The following is a 21,976-nucleotide window of genomic DNA, read 5'->3' as shown; positions in this document are numbered from 1 at the left end:
ATTGTTGCATCATTGTGACGTTCCTAATCATTATTTTTTCTTCTTACGGAATAATTCAATTGTTTTATAGCCTTGTGAAAGGATTTCAATCATTTTCTCAAGACGTTTATCGCGTGTTTTTTCTTGTTTCACAGAAAATAAATTACGTGCCCAATCTTTTTGATATCCAGGTGTTAAACTTTGATAAAACTTAAGTTCATTTGGATGATTAGCCAATAGTGCTTCAACATCTTTAATTCGATCTGCATAATCGGCAACGCATTGACTCATAGCAGGCGTTTTCTTCTCTTTTTTCTTTTCACGCTTTAAACCTACAACTGTAAAGACATCATCCATACTTACCATTCGTGCAAATTTAATATCACTCTGTCCTACATACCCATCTTCGCCAACGTTTAATGCTGGAAACATTTCATCACGGTGAATAAACGTACTATATCGGGAATTACCTTTTTTCGGATACGCGAAGAATATGTAGCCTTTTTCAATTAGTAATTCTTCATTACTAATAATATAATTCGTTTGTTTCACCATTTCATCAAGTGTTTCAACAAAAATAAAAATAGCATCATGTTCTTTTGAAAATGAGGTTTCTTTACCTGTGAAAATGTCATAATCACTTGGTTCGTTAATTACGACCATATTTGTATACTTATTTAGTTTCAATTTATCAATAACTGACATTATAATCTTCCTTTGCATCCAATATTCATTTTATATACTTCTTTATACTGTTCTAGTGTATTATATCTATTAAGAAAATTAAACTTGAAATCGTATCATTCTGTTTCAATAGACCATAATTTTTTACTATAAGGAGTGGTTTTATGCCATATGTAATCCGAGATGAAGGGCTAGTTTTGCAAGGATATAATGAAAAAGAGCCAGTTTTTCATACATATGAAGAAGCTGAGGAAACGTTAAAAACGTTAACTATACCGCAGTTTCCGAAACATATTAGACGAAAACCATTTAAACCAAAAATAATAAAAATAGCCGATTCTGAATAAGAACCGGCTATTTTTATATTCACAACTCAATAGCAAATAAAGTATATAAAAGCTCTTTATATTGATTTTCTGTAATTTCACGCTTCGTTTTTTCTCCATAAATAATTTTAGTTAAACTAGTATTCGTTAATGAGATATGGCCAAAGTTCGTCAATTTTACTGCAATGGGTCCTTTATTGAAAATAGATTTCTCATCTTCTATCACTCTTTTTTGAACATCGTTTACTACTGTCTCATCAATAATATGTTTATAAAAAGCATGACAAACTTTCCATTCTCCATCAACATCTATTCTTTCTAGAACATAGTTTCCTTTACTCGTATCTTTTTGTCTTACTCGATACGAACCGTTTTTAGAAGAAACAAGTTCGCCAGTAAATGGTACTGGCACAAGAGGTACTAATGAAGCAATACCTACATCAATTAAGTACCTTACGTTTTCGTAATTTAAAATAATTGTTATATGCCCATCTTCAAGTGCCCAATCGTTTATATCATTTTTATATACGGTACCTAGTGCGAGTTGTACATCATAACCACTATCTTTTAAAAAATAGTAAAAAAGAGTATTTAATTCATAACAAAGCCCACCTCGAGAACTAGTTAAAATTTTCTCTTGTAAGTTTTTCATAGAAATTGTATTCGCATTACTTGCTATTACATTTAAATTCTCAAACGGGATTGTGTGGGCAAATGCAGAGAGTATTGTACTTAATTCTTCAAATTTTATTTCAGTACGTTTTTCAAGGTTTAATCTTGTAAAGAGTTGATCTTGTAACTTTGTCATATTCAGCACCCCTTAATAAGTTAAAATAATATATGCTGATTGTAAATTTGAAGGGATATTGTAACAATGTATATTTGCAGTTACTGTACCGGTACAAAATTTAAATTTGAATTTGAAAAACATTTTTATATAAAAATACAAATAAGAGGCACCATCACGGATGCCTCTTTCGAATTACATTTTATATCTTTATTTCAATGAGCTTAATTTTTCAATTGCTTGTTGCTCAGTTGCTAAGAAAAAAATATCCTTACCTTTATTACATTCATAAATGAAATCTTTTAGGCTTTTACTAGTGTACATAGAAAAATCCCCGATGATAGCAATTTTCACGCTGTAATTAATAAACTTTTGAAGAATATCACCCGCAAGACGTGTTTTTAAGTCAAAGAAACTTTCACTTATTAATGATTTATTGATAGCAATCCGCTTTGAATCCGCTTCATATTGAACTGTTGCCATGAGATCTAATGCAGATTGAACATCAGATATTAATACTGTATCGTTTCTGACGACGGCAATATTTATTCCGCCAATTACTACTTTCTTTATTTCCATAGTCTCACTCCTCTATAATTTATAAAGTATATATTAAACATGCTGTGTAGCTCTTCATTAACACACATAAATGATTTGCCCCTGGCCCAATATCCTTTATATCCTCGTAAATAAATATTGTTTTAAAACTTCTCATACGGTCAATGAAATTAAGGGTAATCTATCTTTTTACTATTTTTGAAGATTTATCTCTCCACAATAAATTAATAAATTATCAAAAGAAGTAATCTCGGCATATGGTTTAGTGTCGGTATTATTCTTAATCATATTAGGATTGAACCATATGCCCTTTATATTTGCATTTTGACAACCAGCAATATCCTTTTCTAAGTCATCTCCAACAAATAGTACATCTTCTGATTGTACATTTAGCTTATTTAATGCTAGTTCGAATATACGTTTATCAGGTTTACTAAATCCCACTTCTTCAGAAATAATAATCGTATCAAAATACTCATTTAAACCCGTATTTATTATTTTAGCTTTTTGCCTCTGAGTTGAGCCATTTGTAATAATTCCAACTTTAAAGTGCCTCTTTATATGATTTAAGAAAAGAATAGTATTTTGGTCAATTGAAAAACATTTAGGAAAGTTTTCATTCCAAAAATCTTGGATATAATTGCGTGGCAATCTATATTTCGGCGCGAATTCATCAAATAATGATTCTAAAACTATTGTTTTATCACTAATGCCATATTCTCTTTTATCATATTCTTTGAATTTCTGTAACATATTGTTTTTGACTGTATCACTAACATCCTCATAACACTTCTCTAAAACTAATAAAAATAAGTTATCTACTGCCTTATCCCTATCGAGTAACGTATCATCTAAATCAAACAGCATAGCTTTATAACTCCTCAAATAATTTCACAACCTTTCTCACATGATTTAAATAATCCCTTGTTCGCACCTTAGGCCTTTACTAAATTAGCAAAAAAACTACAAAGTTTGTGGCGTACGCTCTAGAATTTCGCTGGCTTCTTTTATATTTAAATTTATCTCCCTTTCCCCTTCTAGTAAAGTATCGAAAGTATATTTTCAAACAGTTAAAAAAACCACATACATTTTACATTATTATACATTAGTTTTTTGTAAATATTAATCGTTCATCTTTTTATATGATAAGTTTTTTCAAGCACACAAATATTTCTCCATAAAAAAGGAATATGGGTAATAATCCTTTTTTACGGAGAATACACAATCTTGAAAATGGAGTTAATACGTTAAACGTCCTATTAAGTTTCCTATTGTATCTCCACATAAACTCCAGATAGTAAGGCTATAATGACTACCAGAGGTGATATTATGAAAAACTATCATATTCTCGTGGTAGAAGACGATCAAGAAATTCAGGAATTAATTAAACAATTTTTAATGACACAACAGTATACAGTGGTAGTCGCATCAGATGGATTAGAGGGTATGACACAATTTAATAAGCAATCCTTTGATTTAATTCTTCTAGATGTAATGATGCCCAATCTTAATGGATTTGAAGTATCCAAGATGATTCGAAGTCAGTCAAACGTACCAATTATTATGCTAACTGCATTGGAAGAAGAGGAAGATCAAATGAAAGGGTTCGATCTTGGAATCGATGATTATATAACAAAACCCTTTTCGTTTCATGTTTTGATTAGACGAGTCGAAGCTGTACTTAGAAGAAGTTATGATAAAAATGTAAATAATCATTTGGTATTTAAAGAAGTGCGTATCGATGTTGATGCATATAGAGTATATGTAAATGACGTTGAAATTTTATTAACGACAAAAGAGTTTGAAATTCTACAACTACTATTTCAAAATGAGAGAAAAGTACTCACAAGAGAAAATATCGTAGAAAAAGTTTGGGGGTACGATTATTTTGGAGAAACACGAATAATTGATACACATATTAAAAACCTACGTAAAAAGTTAGCTATCCCTTATATTAAAACAATAAAGGGTATTGGTTATAAAATTGATGAATAGTATTGTGAAAATCATGAAGATGAAGCAAATTACTTATAAACTCTTTATGACTACCTCTCTCATTTTGTTATCCTTTGCAGTATTGATTTATTTAACTTTATACTTCTTTCTCCCTACGTTTTATGAGCAATACAAAACAGATCAACTTCAAACAGGGATAAAAGAAATCATTGATAAATCTAAAGATCTTACGTTTCAAGATGCGATACCACTTTTTGATGAATATGCAAAAAAAAATAATGCGATGCTTTATCTTCAAAATAATGAGGGAATAATTAAATACTCTCCTTCATTTTCTTTTACTCAAAATGGTTCGCAAACAACAGTAGTTACTAGAGCCACACGGTTCGAGAATGCAGGTACCCTTAGCAATTCATATAACGTTACGCAACCAATTCAATTCCAAGATGGTAGTTTAACGCTTATAGTCTTTGCTACATTTCAACCAATTGATGAAGCTTCACAGGTTTTAGTACGCTTTCTCCCCTATATTAGTATCATTGTACTCATAATCGGTGTAGGGAGTGCTTATTTCTATTCCAGGTTTATTACAAAACCACTTATTTATATTAATGAGGGTGCACAAAAGATGGCAAATTTAGATTTCTCCGAAAAAATTGAGGTTCGCTCTACAGATGAGTTAGGAGAATTATCTAATAGTTTGAATGACATGTCTATTAACTTACAACAAGCTATGTTTGATTTAAAAAAAGCAAATCAACAATTAAAAAATGATATTGAAAAAGAACGAGAAATAGAAACAAAACGCAGAGAGTTTTTTGCGATTGTAGCACATGAATTAAAGACCCCTCTTACTGTAATGAAAGGATACTTAGAAGGGATGATATACAATATTGGCCCTTATCAAAATCGTGATCAATATTTAAAGAAAAATCATCAAATTATTGAAAGTATGGAACAATTAGTTCGTGAAATTTTAAGCATGTCGAAATTAGAACAACACACCTTTAAACTAAAAGTAGAAGAAGTTAATCTTTCGAAGTTAATAGATACAATCACAAAAGATCTCGAATTTTTTGCTTCTCAAAAAAGCATCCAAATAATAAAAGAAATTGATTCTGATCTTTCTGTTTATACAGATCGTGTTCTTTTTGAAAAAGCATGTAAAAATATTATCCATAATGCGGTTATGTATTCACCACATAATGAAAAAGTCTATATAAAGTTAAGTGAGGATTCTAAACAAGGTCAAATCAAAATGCAAATTATGAATACAGGTGTCAATATTAAAGAAGAGGATATACAACAAATTTTCAAACCATTTTATCGAATTGAAAAATCAAGGAATCGAAATACTGGAGGAAGTGGTTTGGGGCTATATATTGTTAAACAAATTCTTGAAACGCTAGATATAAAATATTCTATAAAAAATATGGAACATAGTGTACAATTTTGCATGAACATTCCATTATCTAAACAAAAAACAAACAAACTCCCCTCTTAGTAGGACGAGTTTGTTTGTTTTTTGTAGTTTTAGTATTGATATTTTTCGAGTTACTTTTTAAGCAATATTGGGATTAGCTTTTTTACCAATCCACATACCTAAGCCCACCATGCCAAGCCAACAGCAAATTGCTAACATAAACATCAATCGTTGTACGGATAACCCTTCAATCTGCATTTGACCCTTCCCAACAATTGTTTGGAAAAGTTGCGACCATTCGACATCGTAAAACACCCCTACTCCCACAATCACAATCAATATAAAAAATTGTAAAAATATATTCCCCATATTTCTCCATGTTGTGTAAATGAGTAAAGAAAGCTCTCTATGTGTAGCATTCACCATATATACTTTCATATTATTTTGAGAAGAAATACTATTAATGGCATAGCTCCCAAATGTAACGCTAAGGACTATAAATATTGGAGAATAAAACCCGAATATCATGATTAAAGTACTTACTAAAAATAAATGGATTAGATTAACTTTCTTAGCAGCTTTGATATCTAAAAATATGGACATCAAAATCCCTAATAGGTATGGTCCAACTACAATGAAAATACAGGTTAACATGTTATAGAAAGTAAAACTATAAAAAATACCCATCAAAAATAAATATCCATTTCCTAATCCAAGTAAAAATGATTCTGCCTTTAAGCGGATTGGTAAAGAAGATGAAAGTTTATGAAAGAACTTTCCTTTCAACAAACTCAAAAACATGAAACAAATAAGCGCTATAGAAAGTAGAAAAAAATAAAAAATATATTGTTCATTATTTATGTTACGACTTGTTCGAATCAAAAGAATAAGCATTGAGACAAAAAGAAACTTTCCTACAACCGATACGATGGAGATAGGTAAAAGCCCTTTGGCTAACTCTGTTCTCGGCATTTTTTTTATAGCAAAAAGGATACTGATTAAACAAATCCCATATATGCATGTTATCAGCGGCGGCGATAAAAAACTAATCGCTAACAAAACGATTATTAGTAAAAGAAAAACGATACCAATAATAATCGCTTGTTGATTTTTATTATAAACCTTTCCCCCGCCTTCCACATGTAGAAACAATAAAGTACTCGTCATGGTAGAAATTGTACTAACTGCAAAACCAGAAAATAACGCACTTATTTCGAGCCATCTCGAACTCCATCCAAAGAAAGTAACACTAAGTAATGATACTATCAGAATAGAAACAGTCCAATATAAGGAGCGGTGAATCCCAGCCTTATTCACAATAGGTATCCAGATAAACACACCCGTCATATAAGTTGTATAAAACAAGATTGATGGCCAGTATCCCTCAAAGCCTTTCGAAATCTGTAATCCATAAACAATGTAAATAAGCATGGGTGTAAAGATAGTCGTTATTAGTAGACTAAATGTAGTTATACTTTGCACCACAAGTCTTTTTTGCTTTGTCGTATGTATCGTATAACACCTCACTTAAAATGAAATCAGTAGTTGTTATTACTTATTCTGTCCGGAACGAGGTTGTTATATATGCGCAATCCAATTGAAATTCCCATTACGAGGTAAACTCAATCGAAATCCACATTAAATTAAGTGGCGTGCAAAAAAGGTGGATTTTGTGATTCTTATAAATAAAATTAATGGACATATTCAAAACCTTAATCATAAATGGAACAAATGTGTTACTTAGATTGTCTATTACGTATAAAAAAGGTGCTTTTGGTAGTTCTCTCATTTTGTAATGCAAGAAACACAAGATGAGTGCTATCTGGTACATTTGTTAATTGTATCGGTATGTAAAATACCTAAACAAAATCCATATATTCTTGAAAGAGGTTGAAAATGTATGCTAGTTTCAAAGAAGTTTTTTCACATCGCACATTATAAAAAGATGCTCCCTGTAGTATTACTTTCATGTGCAACGCTTATAGGCTGTTCCAATAGTAATATTCAATCCGAACCACCGAAACAAACCAAACAAGAAAATACAGGTAATCATTCTTTTGTAAAGCTTGAAAAAGAATATGATGCTAAACTTGGTATTTATGCATTGGACACAGGTACCAATCAAACTGTTACTTATCGTTCAGATGAACGGTTTGCATACGCATCTACCCACAAAGCCCTTGCTGTTGGAGCACTGTTACAAAAGAAATCAATAGAAGATTTAGATCAAAGAATTAAGTATACTAGCAAAGATCTTGTGAATTACAATCCAATTACTGAAAAATATGTAGATACAGGTATGACTCTTAAAGAGCTTGCGGATGCTTCCATTCGATATAGCGATAATACTGCACAAAATCTTATTCTTAAGCAATTAGGTGGGCCAAATGAATTCAAAAAATCACTGAGAGAAATAGGAGATACTGTCACAAATCCTGAACGTTTTGAACCAGAATTAAACGAAGTGCAGCCAGGAGACACTCGTGATACTAGTACCCCAAAGGCATTAGCTACTAGTCTTCAAGCATACGCGCTAGGCGATATACTTTCCATTGAGAAACGGAACTTTTTAATAGATTTGATGAAAAGAAATACTACGGGGGACAACTTAATTCGTGCTGGAGTTCCAGGAGAATGGGAAGTAGCCGATAAGACCGGCTCTGGGTCTTATGGAACAAGGAATGATATTGCAATCATTTGGCCACCAAATAAAAAGCCAATTATTCTTGCGATACTTTCTAATCATGCGAAAGAAGATGCGAAATACGATGATAAACTTATTGCAAATGCAACTAAAATAGTGTTAGACGCTTTAAAAGTAACGAATAAATCATAGTAATGAATTTAAGCTGCTCCTACTTTACGGCACATATAGTTTTAAATACTTGTACTTATCTAAACGCTAAGAAATGTAAGCGTGTTTTCAGGCAAAGAAGGAGGCAAAAGCCTCCTTCTGCTCCTAATCGAACTCTCATCCCATTCCTAAAGAAGACGACGCCACATCGTAGTGGTCTTTCAAGTTCGAATCTCCTATTTAGAGTTAATAATTTTACGTTTCCTTTCATCTTCAACCATTCTAATGCTCAATCATATTACGCATATTTTTAGATTTTCCATTTGTAGCTATATTAATCGAGACATTTAAATCTAATTCTTTATTTTGAAGGGATATCCCCCCCTCTTTTTTATACTGTTTCCACAATTTAGAATTCTGCCGATATAAGGAATGTGATAACTGATACGTGTCAATCCCTCTTTCGATTCCTTTTCGGTACGTTTTTTTAATTTCTTTTTCAACTTGGTCCTCTGCAATTTTTTTAATATCATTCACAGGCATAGAATTTATTAATTGAAAAATATCAGCATCGAAATGGATGTTCATAAGTATACGTAATTTTCCATTTTTAATAACATGCTTTGTATCTATCTTTGGATTTTTTAATACTATATGTCCAATGATTTTCTTGTTAAATTTTAATAGTAATGGAGCTCGTTTGGTATTTTCATCCGTCCATCGAACCCCAGCAATATCATGGCTGTTTAAATGATTTATATAGGATTTATCGTTTATAAAACCATAACCACTAAATTTTAACATTGGAAATGATGTATGTCCTTTTTTCCAATATGTTTTAGTCGTAGATAAGAATGGAATGCGAGTTGTCATCCCAGGTTCATAATAATTTCTTTGGAATTTATATAAAGGTAAAGGATCTATTATTGTATATTGCTTGGTTATCTCTTTTGGTAAATTAATGATTGTATATAATTGAGAAATATTTAATATATTATTGTTCGCTAATATATTTTCTAAAGGCTCCTTAGTTCCAAATATCCACATAGTATCTCGAAATTGAAAAAAACGAGAAAAAAATCATTAAATTGATTTAAGTCACCATGTTTTAGAAATCTCTCTGTTACAACAATTGTTTTGAGATGCTCCCATGAGATTTCTTGTTGAGCACCCTTATAAAAATCAAATGCTGCCTCATCTAAAATGGGGCCTTTTCCCTTTCCGATATAGGCCTGGCTATAATTACGGGTAGTGCTCCCTTCTTGTTTAGCTATGTTAGAAAAATTAATAAATTGCGGACGGATGATATAGTTATTATCTTTAAAATCGATACCTAGACTATTTATATACAAAACGTGATGCAACTCTCTTTGATCCCAACACCCTGTTAGAAACGTACACATCATAAAAAGAAATATAACTATTCTTTTATTTTTCTTCATCGGTACTCTCTCTTTTCCTTGTATTATCTTGCGTATGCAATTCTTCAGGTCTTTTTTTCATATACGTGAAAGGAAGTCTAAATGTGGCTGCTAGCATACTTTTAAACACAGGGGGTGAATATGGTGTAAAGAATGGAACTCCAAAAGAGCGTAAATTTACTACATGTATCACCATCACAAGGACACAAAAGATAAATCCTACTATGCCTAATAAAGAAGATACTAAGAATACTACATACCGCAATATACTTATTATTCCTGTTACTGACTGATTAGTTAAAGCAAATGTCGAAACAACCGAGATTGCTATTATAATGACCATAGATGCTGAAACAATGCCTGCACTAATAGCAGCTTGTCCAATAATTAATCCCCCTACAACAGATAATGTTTGACCGAATACGGCAGGAACACGCAATCCTGCTTGTCTCAAAATTTCAAATAAGGTCATCATAATTAGCCCCTCTAAAGGAGCTGGAAAAGGAATCCCTTCTCTTGATAAGCTTAATGTAGCTAGCAACGTATAGGGAATCTGATCTGGATGATATGTAATTAGTGCTATCCAAATTCCTGGAAGAAATATAGAAATTGCTATCCCCAAAAGACTTACAAGTCGTACAAAGCTACCGAATATGTAGAAAAGATCTTGATCTTCAGATGTATTCACAAAAAAAGGAAATGTAACTGGTGCAATTGTCGCTGTTGGTGACCCTTCAACCAGTAAAATAAAACGCCCATATAGCAAACAATTCACAGCATAATCAGGGCGCCCTGTATATTCAACTAAAGGAAATACACTAAATTGATTGTTTGTAATTAACTCTTCAATTTGTGCACTTGAAACAACCCCGTCTATTTTAATTTGTCTTAATTTTAATCGAACTTGATTAATGATATCTTGGGATGCGACATCTTTTAAATACAGGAGTGCTACTTTAGTTTGTGTTCTTTCTCCAATAATAAATTCTTCATAACTAAGAGAACTCGTTTTTAGTCTTTTTCTAATTAATCCTATATTTGTGTTTAACTCTTCAACAAATCCATCACGTCCACCACGAATGGTCATCTCTGTATTTGTTTGTTCAACCGATCTGGTAGGTATTTGGGCAATATCAACTATATATCCATGTTTAGATTCTTCAAAAATAATAAGGAGGTTACCTTCAAATATAATCTGAGAGGTAGTTTCATTCGAATTTACCATATCTAATTTCTTTACTGATAACTGGGGAATTAATGTTGAGAGGTTAAACTCTTTTATTGAATTACTTGAAAGCTCTTTGCAAACATGGGATGATGTGGCTTGTTTTAATTTTGTATTGTCAATTAAGTTTTGACAATACATAAACAATACTGAATTCCTTTTTTCTTTCTCATCCAATTCACGCTTTATTACTTTTACATCGTTGCATCCTTCAAACCACTCTAGTATTATCTTCTCATTTATTTCTACTCGTTTGTTCATCTACGTTGTCTCCTTCAAACTCAGCAACCTTATATAAAATACATCCTCATACTCTTTCAAGAGCTTTTCTTAAATTTAGCAATCCATACAAACACTATTAGTAAGATAGAAAACAAAAATAGCCCTAAAGCTGAAACTGGTAAAATAATTTGAGATACAAACCAATAGAAATTAGAGTCACTGATGGGTAGTATACTTATTAATAAAATACATGAAAGTATTGCAAACATAATCCCATTTCTCGTTTTTTGATTTGTAATTGATAACAAATCTGGTATAAGAAAAACAACAAGTGATAGACGAATAAATATCCCTACAAGCCACTGATACACGGAGAGAAAGTCTAAATTTTCAATGTACCTTCCTATTGACACAAGTCTCCATTCTTCAAATGCTGGATATCGTTGGTTTGCTGCTACGAAAGGTCCAAATTCTATAATAGCTGCCATAACTGGGCCTATTGTGATACCGATAATAACCATTCCCAAAGCGATCAATTGATATAATTTGACTTTTGAACAAATGTGATGTTGTAAAAAAAGAATAAAAATTAACTCTAGAAATCCTGCTGCAGGATAAACCATCCCCTTAAATACTGGCTTCATTCCATTTTCCATCATTGGCTGAAGTAAAGAATAATCTTTATGCGGAACATTTGCAAACATTACAAAAAAACCAAGTAGGAATACAATAGGTAACAAAACACCTGTTGTAAGTGCAATAGATTGAATTCCTCTTGTAGCATTATAGAGACAAATCATTGAAAAAAGTATTCCTAATACAAAGTGAGGTGTTTCTGGTAAATAAAAAGAGAAAAAGGTTAATGTTTCTTTTAGTGCAACGACACCAATTGTTATTAAATAAATCACAACTATGAATATGATTGGATATACACTGAGTTTCCCGAAATTATTTTTTAACCACGAAAACAAGTGTTCATTTTTTACGTTTCTATATATGATGAATATTAATGAAATCCAAATCAAGTATATAATGCTTACTAATATGATAGAGATCCACGAATCTCTACCTGAGGTATCTAATAACATAGGAATCATAATGACATGATTAATTATCCCAATACTACCAATGAGTATCATAGAAACTTGAAATAAAGTAATTGTTTGCTTAGTCATACATACCACCATATTTTGTAATGAATAAATATTACATAGTATAACTGATACATTGCATCTTTATTCCAAATGGTTAGTGCTTAGAGCCATGGACAATTAAACGCTCTTATTTATAAAATCTATCACATGAGATGTAAGCTAGTTCATTTTTTCAAATAAATAATTAAACGGGACAGTATTTTATATGCAATTCTTCAATGATATAGTAAACCGATCATAACAAAAAGAACCTGTAGAATATACTACAAGTTCTTTTCTAAAAATTGTTAAAAAGGGAATAACAAACTATCTTAACATTCAATACAGGGAGACCATTTTAATTATGGCTTGGTTATATTGTATATCAAATATAAATATTTGAAGAAACTGATTTCGAAAATTATGTGAATTAAAAAACTAGGGTGATATTAAATTTCGTTTACTACCAACTTCTTCTTACATAAATAGACTGCACGGTCTGATTTTTTAGCAACTTCCTGTGAGTGCGTCACAACAATAATACATTTATTTTCTTTATGTGCAAGTTCTTGAAACAGTTCTATTATATCCATTGCCGTTTCTTCGTCGAGGTTTCCTGTCGGCTCATCCGCAATCAGTAAATCAACATTACAAGATAACGCTCGAGCGATTGCTACACGCTGCTGTTGCCCGCCACTTAGTTGCAGAACATTTCGTTTCGCTTCTACTTCTGTAAGTCCTACTTTCTCTAATAATTCTAACGCCCTTGCCGTTTTATTTTGCACTTTAACACCTGTAATTTCCATTGCTGTTAAGACATTTTGAAGAGCAGTCATATAGGTAATCAAATTATAAGATTGGAAAATTACCGATACATTTTGATTACGGTACCGATCCAAACCAATTTTCCGAATATCCTTTCCATTAAATAGTACATAACCATTTTTAGGTATATCTAGCCCACAACCTAAGCTAAGCGTAGTGGTTTTACCAGATCCGGATGGTCCTAGAATCGTGTAAAAATGTCCTTTTTGAAAAGAAAAGTTAACATTTTCTAGTATCGCTACTTTTTTTCCGTTACTTTCATAATAATAATCTAAGTTTTTAAATTGTAAAATCGTCTCCATATCGAGCCTCCTTATTCATCTTTTAAAAGAATTTGTTTTGGATTCAGGCGTAGAATAGATAATGCTGGAAGAAGCGTTGCTAATATAGCAATAGCTAGTCCAATCCCCCCCATTTTCCCTACATCTTCTCCAGTTACACTTACATTAATTTTATCAATTGGATCCTTTTTTTGATTTTGTACAGTTCCACCAGTTCCAGCTACCATTACAGTTCCATTTTGTGGTGTGTTTGTTTCTTCTCCTGCTGTAGCAATTTCACTCGAAAGTAAATTATTCCCTATGAATTGAGAAATTTTTGCTCCTGTTGTTATGGATAATCCAAATGCTAAAATAGCGATACATACTACTTCTACTACGAACTGCGCCATCAGTTTCCACTTTTTCTCTCCAATGGACAATAGAATCCCCATTTCCTTACGACGTGCTTTAATCGATAACATAATGATTAACCCTAAAATAATCGCACCTGCAATTGATACAATATAAATAATTATTTGAGAAGTAGATGAGATATTTTCGATAGGCCCAATCATTTGTTTGTACAACGAATCATGTGCATCTAATTTATAATAATTAAAATCAATATCAGATTTTTTTGCTTCTTCTTTAAATGCTTCAATGTTTTGTGGATCTTTCAAGAAATACACGACTTGAATGCTACTTATACCTTGATCTATTTCTAATTTTTTCATAGTTGAATGCGGCATATATAGTTTATTAGCTGGATCCATTATAGGAGGAGCTTGTTGCCCCATTGCTTGCTCATTCGTTTCGTAAATACCGATAATTTCAACCTCCAGGGTTTCCTTCTTATCCCCTGATTGCACTTTAACTTTGTCTCCTACTTTCAAGTTGTTTAATTCCGCTAATCGTTTTTCCATTAAAGCTACATTCTGATCTTTCATCTGTTCTGTAATTGGTTTCCCATCAATGATTTTACTTTTTCCATTCTTAAAGCTTTCTTGTAATGCAGTTTTGCGAACTCCCTCAATCATAAAAGAAGAATTCATATCTATTTCTGTACCGGAGCCTGAACCGCCTCGTACAGCCGCCATTCCCGCCTTACCTTTTCCTTCTTCTTCTCCTTCTGAAGCTCCTACTAGTTTAAGTCCGTCAGAAATTCCGAGAGTGCTAGTTATGTAATTATAGTCTTTTACATACTTTGACTTCGCTAATTGATCTGCTTCTTTTGTATTAAGCTTCGGTGGATTAGGCATCTCTCCAGTTTCCCTAGCTTGTTGACCTAATTTGTCAAAATCAAGACTTAAAGTAACATCTGCACCGAGTTTTTTTCTTGCTGCATCAGCAGCTTTTTTTGATGCATTTTGGATTGCGAATCCTGCCAACACTAAATTTGTAACAATTAGGAAAACCGCCATCAAAATTAATGATGTTCCTACTCTTTTTTTCATACTGAGAATTGCTCGTTTCATAAAGTTCATTTTTTCTTACCTCCTTGATAACTTGTATTCTATATAGGTTATCTAGAGTCTATATGGAGCTAATCAGTAGTTTATCTAGAGATATAAGGAGTTTATGTGTAGTTATTCATTGACCTGGACAAGAAAAACCGGAGCACATATTCAAAAACGTAATGTATTTTGAATATTGGCAAGGAGGTATATGGCTTTAGATAGCATTGAATGAGAGCATACAAATCCATGCTTATTACGTAATTTCTATACAACAAATAAAAACCACCCTATTTAGATGGTTATATGTGTACTTGCTAAATATGAAAATTCATTAAAGAATATGGAGGTTTATTGAAGTTGGTCGGATTTTCTAATAATAATATTGTGTTAAAAAGCCTAACTTATAATTTTATAAGTTAGGCTTTTATGCTATCTATAAGAAAAAGTTATAGAGACTCATAATATTTTATAATTTAACCTTTTGTATTTAAACAAGTAAAATAAAAGTAACAAGTGCATACATTAAGGAGGTTTTTTGATAGTGACAGAAACTATAACATTTAGGATTGCAACGGCAGATGATTTAGATGAAATTGTAAAAATGCTTGCTGATGATGTTTTAGGAAATAAAAGAGAGCGCTATGAAACACCACTCCCTGATAGTTATATAAGAGCATTTCATGCTATTGATTGTGATCCAAATAACGAGTTGATTGTAGCGTGTGATGGGACGGAGATTGTCGGTATTCAACAAATTACATTTACGCCTTACATTGTACGTCAAGGGGGTTGGAGAGCTACAATTGAAGGTGTACGGACAGCCTCATCAAAACGTGGTAAAGGTATAGGAAGTAAACTTATTAAATGGGCTATTCAACGTGCTAAATTACGGGGATGTCATTTAGTACAGTTAACAACAGATAAAGAACGACAAGAAGCTTTACACTTTTATAAGAAATTAGGTTTTAAAGATTCTCATGAAGGATTAAAACTCTTTCTCTAATGAATATAGCTATTTATATACCAAAAAGACGTATATTGTAAGGTTAATTAACTATAGGCTTCGAAAATTATGGTAACTATCACTGTATTAAATATACAAATTAACACATTGTCTTTCATATAAATTACGTCACTTCAAAAGGTGTACCTTTTGATACGAAAAAAAGCAAGTTAATGTTCTCTTTAGAGATTACTAAGTATAGAATCTTATACTTGTAATCTTTCATTCTATACCAAGTTCATTTCATATGGAAAAGGGTTACTCATCATGTTCACCAAGGGCTTATTTTTATGAAAAGAAATTATTGTTGTTTACCCTTTATATGCAATATTACATATAAAAATCTTTAATTGTTCTGTTATAATTTTAAGAGTAAATTATTCATCCATTAATTTACACCATCCATATCTACAGTTATGGAAACCCTAATTACACATAAAAAAGAGAAGAACCTTGGTGAGTTCTTCTCTTTTTGTTTATTAAATTGTAATATAATTACGGTATGTGAAATTATATTAAGTTAACTTTTAAAGCAAAGTGAAAACAACCGTCACTTCGCTTTTTGCATTTATTTAATCGGTTTCTCTGTTTTTAAAACTAGTGAACTTAATGCAGGAACTTTAATTTTATTGTCATGGACAACGTAAAGTGTTTTACTTCCCGCCTGATTCCCGTTTACTAGCACTTTCCATGGACCTTTCGATGGAAGTGTTATGTCAACGGCTTCCCTATTTGCATTGTGAGCCACCATAAAGTATTCGCTTTTATTCCCACTTCCCTTTCCATCTATTGTATAAGCTACAACATTTTTTGGAACATCGATAAAAGCTACATACTTTTTAATTTGCTCTGCAGATGTCATTCGAAAAGCTGGGTATTTTTTGCGTAAATCTATTAAGCCCTTCATGTACTCTACTTCATTATTAAATGCTGCACGGCGTAACCAGTCCATCTGGTTAATTGAATCAGGAGATTTGTAACTATTATGATCACCATATTTTGTGCGCATAAACTCTTGTCCTGCATGTAAAAATGGAATACCTTGTGATGTTAATAAAATAGAAGAAGATAATTTATGCATTTGTTTTCGCATTTCTTCACTGTCACCTGAATTAGTCAACTCAAGTTTATCCCATAATGTATGATTGTCATGTGCTTCCACATAAGTTAGCACCTGCTCCGGATCTTGATAAGTAGACGAATTTGTATCATAGTCAATACCGGCTGTAATGCCTTTTTTAATACGGTCTTCCATGTTTTGTTTCCCATTTACAAAACCATTTTCTTTCTCCTCAAATACACTACCTTTCAATCCATCACGTATATTATCGTTAAAATGAGCAATCCCTTTCATTTTCTCCGCATTTTTTTGATTTGCTTTCAATTCAGCAGCAAGAGGTGTATTTAAATCCCATCCTTCTCCATGCAGAATAATAGAAGGATCAATTTGATTAACAGCTTTACGTATCTCATTCATCGTTTCATAATCATGAATACCCATTAAATCAAAACGGAACCCATCTAAATTATATTCTTTTGCCCAGTATGTGACGGAATCTACCATAAACTTCCTCATCATTTTTCGTTCCGAAGCGGTATCATTTCCTACACCAGTTCCATTTGCAAATGTTCCATCTTCATTGTAACGATAATAATAACCAGGAACTAACTTATGAAAATTAGATTCAGCGGCATTATACATATGGTTATATACTACGTCCATCACTACACGAAGATTATTATCATGCAGAACTTGAATCATTTGCTTTAATTCAGTTATTCGAACAGTCGGCTCATAAGGATTTGTAGAATAGGAGCCCTCTGGGACGTTGAAATTTTTCGGATCATATCCCCAGTTATATTGTGGTTCATTTAAAGTTTCTTCATTTACTGAAGCGTAATCAAATATCGGTAAAAACTGAACGTGAGTAACACCAAGATCTTTCATATGATCAAGTCCTGTTTTTACACCTTCAGGCCCTTTTGTTCCTTTTTCTGTTACACCTAAATATTTCCCTTTTTGCTTAATACCACTTTCAGGTTGGATGGAAAGATCGCGTACATGCAATTCATATATAATAGCATCTTCCGGATTTTTAAATTTTGGCTTTTTGTTTGCTTTCCATTTTTTCGGATTTGTTTCTTCTAAATCAACAACTGCACCTTTATCTCCATTTACAGAAGCAGCACGCACATACGGATCAACCGCTTCAGTCCACTTATCCCCAATTTTCACCTTATACGTATAAAAGAGACCTTTTTGGTTCCCTTTAAGTTCTGCTTTCCAAGTTCCCTTTTCACCTTGTTGCATGTTTATTTCAGTACCTATTTTATCGCTCCATTTTTTATATGTAACTAACTTCGCTTCACTCGCAGTAGGAGCCCATAAACGGAACTTTGTATGTTGCGGAGTATATATATTCCCTAAATCATTACCACCATAATAAAATAAATTATCAAATTCCTCGCTACGAATGACTTTACCGATTTCAGTATTCGCATCAGCTAAGTTTGCTATTTTAACTTTGTATGTTTGTTTTAAATCAATTTTCTGTTCCGTAATTATTTTAACCTTATTAGTAATATCTCCACTATTTTTATCATAAGGACTAATTCCCTTAATTTTAACGCCTTCAATTTCAATTTTCTGTTCCTTACTATTAAACGGAACATTAGTCGTTACAGTAATTTCATTAAAACTATCAATAGTAGCTTTTTGAATTGAGAGATCCGAAGAAGGCTTAGAATTATATACTTTTTCATCACCCGAAAGGATCCATACTTCAGCACGACCATCCCTTATATTTTCAACCCAGTGATCACCTCCATCTTTTTCCCATTCATTGGTACGAACTATAAATCCTACACGATTATAGTCACCATCTATTTTTATCTTAGCGTATTTTCCAAATTCATCTTCACCAGTAAATTCATAAGATTTACCGTTTGCATTTTCTCCCCATACCCAAAGATTCCAGTCTTTTGTATTTCCAGATTTCTCTTTGTAATGAATGATAACTTCAGTTGTTTTCGAATTTGAAACTGCCTTCACACTCTGAAAAGAGAAAACAGATGATAACATAACGATTATGGCAAGTAATAAAAATGATTTGTTAATTAATCTTTTTGTCATTTGCACCACATACACCCTTTCTTTATATAGTACGAGCTATTTATTATGCTCATACTAAATTACACTGCTTAAATTAATGTAGAAATCCCTTTTACTTCACCCCCATATTGACTATTTTCACGTATGTATTTCAATGATCTTTTAATACGAAAACGTTTGCATTAATGCTTAAAAAAATAGATTTTTTTCGCCTTCATATAGTTGTAAATAATAAAAGATCAGGGAAATCATTTTAAAGCAATCGTTTGTTATCGCTTTCATTTTATAGCACTTACTATTAAGAGGTCAATATATTATTAATTTTCTGTTTTTATATCCTTAAAATCTTATATATTTGTCGTAACTTATTGAAGATAGATGCCTGATTATTGCTTAGTAATTTTATTTTCACTAATACATTGCTACGTAAAAAATCAGCTAATATCCTTAAAATGACATTAGCTGATTTTCATAATGTATTAATATACGAATGGAAACTATATTTCTAACTTACTTAATTTTTGCTGCATCAAATGCTTTTTGCACTGCTTGAACTTCAGCTGTATTCGCCCCATATTTATTAGTTGCCACTCGAATACATGCTGATTTCAATTCTTTGAAATTAGATGTCATGTTTAACTCATCTGTATTTGCATAATAGAAAATATCAAACATTTTATCTTCACCAATTCCTTTAACAGTTACTCCGTTATGAGTTCCGCCTTTTGCAATGAGATACGCAACTTTATTAATAATACTTGAATTAAAATGAACGCCACCTTGATCCCATTCATTAAAATCGTTAAATTCACTGTAATCATCTGGATACGGTACTCCAAGTGAAGATGGAACAGAAGCTGGGTTTTCCATATCACGGAAAACAGATCCAGTTTGTTCCCCCATTGTCCAGTTAAAGCTTCCATTATTTACGTATTTCTCAATAGATGTTCCCATAATATCAGATAGCGCCTCATTAATCGCACCAGATTCACCGTAATATTCAAGATTAGATTCGCTAGAAGTAACAGCATGTGTAAATTCATGTCCAGCTACGTCATATGCCTTGACAATAGAATCGCCATATACAAGCATACTTCCATTATTAGCACTTAATGCATTTTGCCAATTTTTCGGATCGTTCGTATCTTCAGAATCCCAAGCATGTACAACTGAAACTACCTTTTGTCCCTTATTATCAAAACTATTACGCTTATATTTATCTTTATAAAAATCAAATACCTTTGTTGCTAAGTAATGAGCACTTACTGCTTTTGGATCGTTAAATGTTGTTGAAGTGCTGGTTGCTAGTGTACCAGGATAATAGCTTTCTTCTTTAGTAATATCTCTGTAATTCACATCATATGTTTCAATTCCTTGCCCTCTTGTATAATCAGCAAGTGCATATTTGCCATTACTTTGTTTAGAAATACCAAATGAACGAGATATACCTAAATCATCTTTTCCTGTTCCAGTTAATGATGTAAGACTACTTTTTTTACTTTCCTTTAAAGCTCCAACTAGTTTTTCACTTGCTTTTAAGTTAGATTCTTGTACCATATTTTTTAACATATCACCATTTTGTGCATTTACTAAATAAGTTCCGGAAACATAGTTTGGTGTTGCCGCTTCAAAGGTAACTTGGTATGCATTGCTAGCTTGTCCATTATTTTCATCAACAAAAATAACTTCCTTAACTTCTGGCTCAGAAATAAACTTGATATCGTTCCCGTACTTCGTATAAATATATTGTTTCGCTCCATCTTTTGATAGATTAATAGGCTTTTTCAATTCTTCTTGTTTTAAATTTTGCGCGCTATCGCCTGAAACACTTTTAATAACACCCTTATTATCTACGTGTGCAGTTAATTGATGGCCATATACTTCTTTTCCTTCGTATGTTTGCTGCATACGCACAAGTGTTGTTCCATCATACGAACCACGTTTTTGAAGAACTTTATAATCTACTCCTGTTTCTCCATTGACTTGATTTGGAGAAAGAGCTTGTTCAGCTTTCTCCTTAAGAGCATCTTTTACTACATTCTCTGGTGTTTTTTGTGACGGTTGTGTAAGTTCACCTGAACGGAATGAGTCCTCCTGTATTTGAACTTGAAGTTGATCTGTTTCCTCTGCATGACCTATTCCGTATGGTGCCACAGCTGTTAAAGCTAATCCTGTTGTTAATGCTACCTTAGTTAATGTCTTTGTGTTTTTCATTTTTTCACCTCGTATAATTTTTGAAATAGAAAGCTTGTACAAAGTACACTGTCTATTTATGTCGAAAAAAAGAGAAAATACAAAATTTATGTAATATTATGCAAAATTACATATATGTGGTCGATAAAATAAAAAATGAGCCCTTTTAGGTGCTCATCCAATTGGTTAGTCGTTAATTATCTATATTCATTCTAATCAAAGTACACTTATATCTTATTAACAACATAAAAAACCACTCTTTACTATTTTAAGAATAGTAGATAAATACTTTAGTGAGGCAACGCATATACAAGTTAGATTTTTCAATATAATTTTGTTATTTATGTCTATAGCTGCATGGATTGTAACGTTTTGAGACTGCTGAAGTCTTATATGAGTTTCATCTTGTCAAAAATATCTTTCAAAGATAAATTTGTCTCCCCATTTAAATATAGAAAAGGACATATCTATTGCATGTTATTAACTTAAGGTATGTTCTTTTAAAGCATATTATAAATATACATAGTGAGAAATGAAACAATAATTATTCAAATGAAAAATCCCCTAAATTTTCAAAACGATTCAGGGGATTTTTTACCGATGATTCTCTATATTTCC

The 21,976-nt window shown here is 32.0% G+C and carries 16 protein-coding genes and 1 pseudogene; 5 read left to right on the top strand and 12 right to left on the bottom strand.

Annotation, left to right across the window (positions count from 1 at the left end; all coding sequences use genetic code 11):
* Positions 1-30: 30 nt before the first annotated feature.
* Positions 31-684: a YdeI/OmpD-associated family protein gene (locus AC1DKZ_RS11020; RefSeq protein WP_476996222.1), complete on the bottom strand. Its 654-nt coding sequence runs from the start codon at positions 682-684 to the stop codon at positions 31-33.
* 143 nt (positions 685-827) lie between these two features.
* Here AC1DKZ_RS11020 and AC1DKZ_RS11015 point away from each other — a divergent pair, with 143 nt between their 5' ends.
* On the top strand, positions 828-1,010 hold the full coding sequence (locus AC1DKZ_RS11015) for a hypothetical protein (protein ID WP_476996221.1): 183 nt from the start codon (positions 828-830) through the stop codon (positions 1,008-1,010).
* A 19-nt stretch (positions 1,011-1,029) separates the two neighbouring features.
* On the opposite strand, the gene AC1DKZ_RS11010 is transcribed toward AC1DKZ_RS11015, so the two are convergent.
* From AC1DKZ_RS11010 to AC1DKZ_RS11000, 3 genes are all read right to left on the bottom strand, one after another.
* Positions 1,030-1,797 (bottom strand): arylamine N-acetyltransferase family protein, encoded by a 768-nt coding sequence (locus AC1DKZ_RS11010; RefSeq protein ID WP_476996220.1) that lies wholly within the window; start codon positions 1,795-1,797, stop codon positions 1,030-1,032.
* A 189-nt stretch (positions 1,798-1,986) separates the two neighbouring features.
* Positions 1,987-2,355 (bottom strand): DUF4180 domain-containing protein, encoded by a 369-nt coding sequence (locus tag AC1DKZ_RS11005; RefSeq protein WP_002127579.1) that lies wholly within the window; start codon positions 2,353-2,355, stop codon positions 1,987-1,989.
* Positions 2,356-2,526: 171 nt separating this feature from the next.
* The gene (locus tag AC1DKZ_RS11000) at positions 2,527-3,201 is read right to left on the bottom strand and encodes an HAD family hydrolase (protein WP_476996219.1); all 675 of its coding nucleotides are present in this window, start codon (positions 3,199-3,201) and stop codon (positions 2,527-2,529) included.
* A 462-nt stretch (positions 3,202-3,663) separates the two neighbouring features.
* On the opposite strand from AC1DKZ_RS11000, the gene AC1DKZ_RS10995 reads away from it, so the two are divergent.
* Both AC1DKZ_RS10995 and AC1DKZ_RS10990 read left to right on the top strand, forming a co-directional pair.
* Positions 3,664-4,329: a response regulator transcription factor gene (locus AC1DKZ_RS10995; RefSeq protein WP_000800741.1), complete on the top strand. Its 666-nt coding sequence runs from the start codon at positions 3,664-3,666 to the stop codon at positions 4,327-4,329.
* Positions 4,322-5,794: a sensor histidine kinase gene (locus tag AC1DKZ_RS10990; RefSeq protein ID WP_088039449.1), complete on the top strand. Its 1,473-nt coding sequence runs from the start codon at positions 4,322-4,324 to the stop codon at positions 5,792-5,794. Before AC1DKZ_RS10995 ends, AC1DKZ_RS10990 begins: the two co-directional genes overlap by 8 nt.
* 57 nt (positions 5,795-5,851) lie before the next feature.
* Here AC1DKZ_RS10990 and AC1DKZ_RS10985 read toward each other — a convergent pair whose 3' ends face one another.
* On the bottom strand, positions 5,852-7,144 hold the full coding sequence (locus tag AC1DKZ_RS10985) for a hypothetical protein (RefSeq protein WP_002189715.1): 1,293 nt from the start codon (positions 7,142-7,144) through the stop codon (positions 5,852-5,854).
* A gap of 469 nt (positions 7,145-7,613) precedes the next feature.
* On the opposite strand from AC1DKZ_RS10985, the gene bla reads away from it, so the two are divergent.
* Positions 7,614-8,549, top strand: coding sequence for a class A beta-lactamase (bla, locus tag AC1DKZ_RS10980; protein ID WP_476996218.1), 936 nt, complete (start codon positions 7,614-7,616; stop codon positions 8,547-8,549).
* 240 nt (positions 8,550-8,789) lie between these two features.
* On the opposite strand, the pseudogene gerXC reads toward bla, so the two are convergent.
* The 5 genes and pseudogenes from gerXC to AC1DKZ_RS10955 form a co-directional block, all read right to left on the bottom strand.
* Positions 8,790-9,949: pseudogene (gene gerXC / locus AC1DKZ_RS10975) on the bottom strand (spore germination protein GerXC).
* Positions 9,936-11,414 (bottom strand): spore germination protein GerXA, encoded by a 1,479-nt coding sequence (gene gerXA / locus AC1DKZ_RS10970; protein ID WP_476996217.1) that lies wholly within the window; start codon positions 11,412-11,414, stop codon positions 9,936-9,938. The pseudogene gerXC and the gene gerXA overlap by 14 nt, the downstream one beginning before the upstream one ends.
* 56 nt (positions 11,415-11,470) lie before the next feature.
* The gene (gene gerXB, locus AC1DKZ_RS10965; protein WP_476996216.1) at positions 11,471-12,550 is read right to left on the bottom strand and encodes a spore germination protein GerXB; all 1,080 of its coding nucleotides are present in this window, start codon (positions 12,548-12,550) and stop codon (positions 11,471-11,473) included.
* Between the two features lie 407 nt (positions 12,551-12,957).
* Complete coding sequence (locus AC1DKZ_RS10960; protein WP_404447814.1) at positions 12,958-13,635, bottom strand: ABC transporter ATP-binding protein; 678 nt, start codon at positions 13,633-13,635, stop codon at positions 12,958-12,960.
* Positions 13,636-13,646: 11 nt separating this feature from the next.
* Entirely contained in the window at positions 13,647-15,077 is a 1,431-nt protein-coding gene (locus tag AC1DKZ_RS10955) for an ABC transporter permease (RefSeq protein ID WP_476996215.1), read from the bottom strand.
* Positions 15,078-15,591: 514 nt separating this feature from the next.
* Between AC1DKZ_RS10955 and AC1DKZ_RS10950 the strand changes: the two genes are divergently transcribed.
* Positions 15,592-16,053 (top strand): GNAT family N-acetyltransferase, encoded by a 462-nt coding sequence (locus tag AC1DKZ_RS10950; RefSeq protein ID WP_002032325.1) that lies wholly within the window; start codon positions 15,592-15,594, stop codon positions 16,051-16,053.
* Between the two features lie 568 nt (positions 16,054-16,621).
* Here AC1DKZ_RS10950 and pulA read toward each other — a convergent pair.
* Together pulA and AC1DKZ_RS10940 are read right to left on the bottom strand one after the other, a co-directional pair.
* Positions 16,622-19,192: a type I pullulanase gene (gene pulA, locus AC1DKZ_RS10945; protein WP_476996214.1), complete on the bottom strand. Its 2,571-nt coding sequence runs from the start codon at positions 19,190-19,192 to the stop codon at positions 16,622-16,624.
* A gap of 483 nt (positions 19,193-19,675) precedes the next feature.
* Complete coding sequence (locus AC1DKZ_RS10940) at positions 19,676-21,379, bottom strand: M4 family metallopeptidase (RefSeq protein ID WP_476996213.1); 1,704 nt, start codon at positions 21,377-21,379, stop codon at positions 19,676-19,678.
* Between the last annotated feature and the right edge of the window lie 597 nt (positions 21,380-21,976).

Source organism: Bacillus sp. 05T21, assembly GCF_056396785.1.
This window is presented reverse-complemented; position numbering and strand designations above follow the sequence as displayed.

Coding starts and splice junctions, on each gene's coding strand:
- AC1DKZ_RS10940 (WP_476996213.1), bottom strand. CDS start 21,379: ATGAAAAACACAAAGACATTAACTAAGGTAGCATTAACAACAGGATTA.
- gerXB (WP_476996216.1), bottom strand. CDS start 12,550: ATGACTAAGCAAACAATTACTTTATTTCAAGTTTCTATGATACTCATT.
- AC1DKZ_RS10960 (WP_404447814.1), bottom strand. CDS start 13,635: ATGGAGACGATTTTACAATTTAAAAACTTAGATTATTATTATGAAAGT.
- AC1DKZ_RS10985 (WP_002189715.1), bottom strand. CDS start 7,144: ATGCTTATTTACATTGTTTATGGATTACAGATTTCGAAAGGCTTTGAG.
- AC1DKZ_RS11020 (WP_476996222.1), bottom strand. CDS start 684: ATGTCAGTTATTGATAAATTGAAACTAAATAAGTATACAAATATGGTC.
- AC1DKZ_RS11015 (WP_476996221.1), top strand. CDS start 828: ATGCCATATGTAATCCGAGATGAAGGGCTAGTTTTGCAAGGATATAAT.
- AC1DKZ_RS11010 (WP_476996220.1), bottom strand. CDS start 1,797: ATGACAAAGTTACAAGATCAACTCTTTACAAGATTAAACCTTGAAAAA.
- AC1DKZ_RS11000 (WP_476996219.1), bottom strand. CDS start 3,201: ATGCTGTTTGATTTAGATGATACGTTACTCGATAGGGATAAGGCAGTA.
- bla (WP_476996218.1), top strand. CDS start 7,614: ATGCTAGTTTCAAAGAAGTTTTTTCACATCGCACATTATAAAAAGATG.
- AC1DKZ_RS10990 (WP_088039449.1), top strand. CDS start 4,322: ATGAATAGTATTGTGAAAATCATGAAGATGAAGCAAATTACTTATAAA.
- gerXA (WP_476996217.1), bottom strand. CDS start 11,414: ATGAACAAACGAGTAGAAATAAATGAGAAGATAATACTAGAGTGGTTT.
- AC1DKZ_RS10995 (WP_000800741.1), top strand. CDS start 3,664: ATGAAAAACTATCATATTCTCGTGGTAGAAGACGATCAAGAAATTCAG.
- AC1DKZ_RS11005 (WP_002127579.1), bottom strand. CDS start 2,355: ATGGAAATAAAGAAAGTAGTAATTGGCGGAATAAATATTGCCGTCGTC.
- AC1DKZ_RS10955 (WP_476996215.1), bottom strand. CDS start 15,077: ATGAACTTTATGAAACGAGCAATTCTCAGTATGAAAAAAAGAGTAGGA.